3 protein-coding genes are annotated in these 4,543 nt (G+C 55.1%); 2 read left to right on the top strand and 1 reads right to left on the bottom strand.

Going from position 1 to position 4,543, the window contains the following annotated elements; all coding sequences use genetic code 11:
* A partial coding sequence (locus WBB85_RS21810) for an EamA family transporter (protein ID WP_432640673.1) occupies positions 1–874 on the top strand: 874 nt, incomplete at its 5' end.
* Between the two features lie 910 nt (positions 875–1,784).
* Complete coding sequence (locus WBB85_RS21805) at positions 1,785–3,089, top strand: HlyC/CorC family transporter (protein ID WP_432640672.1); 1,305 nt, start codon at positions 1,785–1,787, stop codon at positions 3,087–3,089.
* Between the two features lie 27 nt (positions 3,090–3,116).
* Here WBB85_RS21805 and WBB85_RS21800 read toward each other — a convergent pair.
* The coding region (locus tag WBB85_RS21800; protein WP_432640671.1) for a CAP domain-containing protein at positions 3,117–4,543 on the bottom strand (1,427 nt) is incomplete at its 5' end.

Below are 4,543 nucleotides of genomic sequence, written 5' to 3'. Positions count from 1 at the left end.
GTTTATTGCCTATTATCCCATTTTACTTGCTCTCATATCTGCATTTGGAAATACAATAAATTCCCTGCTATCCGCATGGTCGACGAAAAGTGGGACTTTTAACTCTACAGTCTGTGTTGTGTACAGTATAATACCTTCATTTATAATCTGCCTAGTTTTTGCTATATTAAGTGACCACGAAATATCTCTAGGAATATTCGCGCTGTTGTGCTTAAAAAATGTCCTCTACGGGTCTGGTTTTTATCTTAGGCTTAGAGGCATCGAACATCTGGGAGCCTTCAACGGCGCACTGATGGCAGCGTCACAACCGGTGTTGATTAGCGTAATGTCTCTCATTATTTTGTCTGAAGAGTTGGGCACTGTTCAATGGGTATCAATAGGTGCTGTGTTTGCTGCTATTTTCCTTCCAGTTAGGGGTAGTGCCGTAACTTTGAAAGACTTGATGTATTATGTGGCCATCCCCACCTTCCTATTTTCTGGAACAGTGATATTTGACCGTTATCTGTTGACCACCCACCTTGAACCGACAAACTTCTTCGTTTGGGACAAGATATCAGTGTTGCCCGCAGTTCTACTTTCTTTGCTTTTTGCTGGTAAGTTAAGGAATACAGATTTTTCACCGGTGAAAATATTTTCAAGCAAGAAAGCTAGTTTTATCATTATTCTCATGGGGTTGAGCTGGGGGATCGCATCCTACACCTATGCTGTAGCACTGTCTGGAGAGAAGGCGGCGATCATTACATTAGTAAGAAACTTGGCGTTTCCTTTAACCGCCATCATCGGTGGGTTTATTTTTCGCGAAGCCATTAGAACTTCGCAGTATTTGAGCTTAGCAATTGTAGTAGGTGCGATTTTTTGCGGAACCCTTCTCTAATGAGAGAAGTCGAATGTACCTTAGAGGAGTTATGCCCAAAAGTTGGTGACGGCGTGATTAACCGCCTTTGATCCGCGACCATAAGGACCGCCTAGGCCCCTCCCCCGCTCCTTCTGGTGGCATGAGACGTGCAAGAGATTGCGCCTGTTGTTTCCAGTCAGCCTTGTCAGCTTCTAGACGTTCTATCGTTTCCATAGCTGCATTAAGTTTGACCTGTAATAGGCTGTTTTCATTGCTGTTGATCGTGGGAAATTTTGACTGGTCAACATGGTTATTGCTCTCTCGCGGCTTATAAACGCTTAGGCTTGAGATTCACGATGAATACAACAACGTTACCTTGCCCAAAGTCCGCGAAATGATCTTAAAAATCGATGGAGATTATCAAAGTCCATTTAGGGTTGCAATTGGGATTTCGGGCATTGTAACCGACTTCAAAAAATATGTTGCGTCCGAATTGCATTCGGCTGCATTCAACAGGGCTATCGAAGCTTGAGCAATGACAGTTTTGTCCACACTTGTGAATTTGGGCATTCAATCTTGCTGCGCGTGTCTCGAATAGCCAGACTTTAAGTCACACAGCGACACGAGAATTTGCGTGCCCGCAGAAAAATTCGTGCTGCGAGCGCGCGCAGCGAGATGTTGACATTTCCGCTCAGGGCTCATCTCACGTTCGCCGCAGTCGTGTGAACGTCCGTTTGCTCCGGATGACTCAACGTTATCGCCGGAAGGCGTCAATCTGCGTGGCAACAGGTGTCAAATTTCCGGACATACGTATCAAACGATGCCTCACGCGCAACCAGAAGGCCGCGGATCGGGTCCGGGGCGGGGTTTTGACATTGCCCACATCGCTCCGACTTGCAGCAGCGCCGCCGCGCCCCCATAACAGGGACGAGCCAAAGGGAAACCCAAAATGACCGCCGCCGTGATCCTTGATTCCAGTTTCTGGCTGACTGCCGGGGCGATCTTCGTCCTGCTGATGCTGTCGGCCTTCTTTTCGGGGTCCGAGACCGCCTTGACCGCCGCCTCGCGCGGCAAGCTTCGGGCGCAGTCCGACAAGGGCAGCCGCGGCGCAGATGTCGCCCTTGAGCTTAAGGAGGATGGCGAGCGCCTGATCGGGGCGATCCTTCTGGGCAACAACGTTGCCAACATTCTGTCGGCCTCGCTCGCGACTGCGCTGTTTTCCAATCTATTCGGTGCCAACGGAATTGCCGTTGCCACATTGGTGATGACGGCCCTTGTCCTCGTCTTTGCCGAGGTCTTGCCCAAGACTTACGCGATCACTGCCCCCGAAACCGCGGCTTCGCGTGTCGCCCGGCCGATCCGCCTGCTGATCATTGTCCTCAGCCCCATCGTGACGCTGGTCCGCTTCATCGTGCGCGGCCTTCTGATCCCCTTCGGCGTCAAGGCCGACCCCGACAGCCATATCCTGTCGTTCCGCGACGAGATTGTCGGCGCTCTGGCCATCGGCCATTCCGAAGGGGCGGTTCACAAGGAGGCGCGCGACCGGCTTTTGGGCGCGCTCGACCTCAACGACCGCACGGTCGAGGAAATCATGCGCCATCGCAGCCAGATCGAGATGATCGACGCCGATGCCGCCCCCGACCGCATCCTGTCGTCGGTCCTCGCCTCGCCCCATACCCGGCTGCCGATCTATAAAGACGAACGTGACAACGTCGTCGGCGTGATCCATGCCAAGGATCTGCTGCGGGCGGTCGAAAAGACCGTGCGCGGCGAGGATGGCAACCTTGCCTCGGTCCGTGACCTCGACATCATGTCAGTGGCCAAGGCCCCCTATTTCGTGCCCGAAACAACGCCGCTCGACGAACAGATGCGTGAATTCCTGAAGCGGCGCACCCATTTCGCGCTGGTCGTCGATGAATACGGCGACCTGAAGGGGCTGATCACCCTTGAGGACATCATCGAAGAGATCGTCGGCGAGATTACCGATGAGTTCGACATCGACGCTGAACATCCGCTGAAGCAAAGCGAAACGGGCGATTGCATCGTCGATGGTGCGATGACCATCCGCGACCTGAACCGTGCGACCGACTGGTCATTACCCGATGAAGAGGCCAACACCGTCGCGGGCCTTGTCATTCACGAAGCCCAGATGATCCCGTCCGAGGGACAGGTCTTTTCCTTCCACGGCTTCCGCTTTGAGGTACTGACCCGCAAGGAAAACCGCATCACACGGCTGAAGATCCGGCCCTTGTAACCGCAATCACGGCGGTGCGGTTCGTCCTTATCCGAAGATGAAATCGCTGGCGCCGATATCCGACGGATCGGTGTCTTCCAGGATAATGGTGACATCGGCAAAGGTCACACGGGTATCGCCGCCTGATACAGCGCTGATCTGAACGTCGCCGAAATCCGCGGCCCCGGCCAAGATCCTGATCCGGTCGATACCGTCCTCAAAATCGGTGATCCGGTCGGTCCCGTGCCCGGACGCAAACACGAACTCATCCGCCCCAGCGCCGCCCGTCAACCGGTCGTCGCCCTTGTCGCCCCGGATCCAGTCGTTGCCGTCGCCGCCAAAGATGCGGTCTTTGCCGCTGCCGCCATAGATCGTGTCGTCCCCCGACCCGCCTTTAAGGGTATCATATCCCGTCGACCCACGCAGGACATCGTTGCCGTTATTGCCACGCAGGACGTCCGATCCGGATTTTCCGCTGAGCAGATCGTCATCGGCCCCACCACTGATGGTATCTCTGCCAGTCCCCCCATTCAGGGTATCGTTGCCATCGCCCCCGATCAAAGTGTCATGGCCACGATATCCCTTGATCAGGTTGTCGCCATCATTGCCAACAAGACGGTTGGACTGTCCGTTTCCCCGCAAAGTCAGATCTGCCACCCCGAGAAGTTCCGCGCTCCGGACACCACTGACGAGTTTCAGATCCCCCGAACTCAGGAACATCTTGCCCCCGACAAGGTCGAGCTTCACATTCCCGGTGGACAGATCGACCCGCACTTCCGAGACCGCGCCCGACGCTGCGGTCACCTTGACATCGGTACCCGAGGCCGCTTTCACCGCCAGGCTGTATCCCCCGGCGCCGGTGGTCTTGGTGCTGCTTCCGCCGATCTCGAACTTCACATTCCCGACCCCTTCGCCGATCGAGTAGAAATCGTCCTTGTCCTTGTCGGAATAGGCGACACCGGTCAGGAAGACCTTCGATCCGGATTTTGCGAAGTTCTGCGTGACCATTGAGGCGTTGTAGGTCGTGCTGCCGGAGGTGAATTTACCCAGCTCCTGGGAAATGCCCACCTCGCGGAAGGCGTTCTCCATGATGTTTGTGCGATGCCCCGAACTCAGGAAAAGGCTTTTGTGTTGCTTGGCAATTTCTGCCCCAGCCTTTATCGACCCGGTCGAGCCGCGCCACGATATATTTTCCCCCCAGGTCCAACTGCCGGAAAAGGAATAGCCTGCGTGGGCCATGCGATCACCGGGATCGCTGCCGCCCGCGCCGGTATGGCTGAACGTGTCGCTCGCCAGCATCCAGTCGGAATGATCGGTCGCCGAATCCTGTAAGAGGTCATTCGGGGCCAGCACCTGTTTCGCTGCGCTGCTGATTGTACCGGCAGAAAGACTCTGGTTCAGGCTGATACCGTAGCGTGCGGCCTCACCATCGGGATCAAGCCGGGCGCGGTTTACCAGTTCAAGCATGTATTGTT

Origin of the sequence: Albidovulum sp., from assembly GCF_049646345.1 — a bacterium.
GTDB lineage: Bacteria > Pseudomonadota > Alphaproteobacteria > Rhodobacterales > Rhodobacteraceae > Albidovulum.
This window is presented reverse-complemented; position numbering and strand designations above follow the sequence as displayed.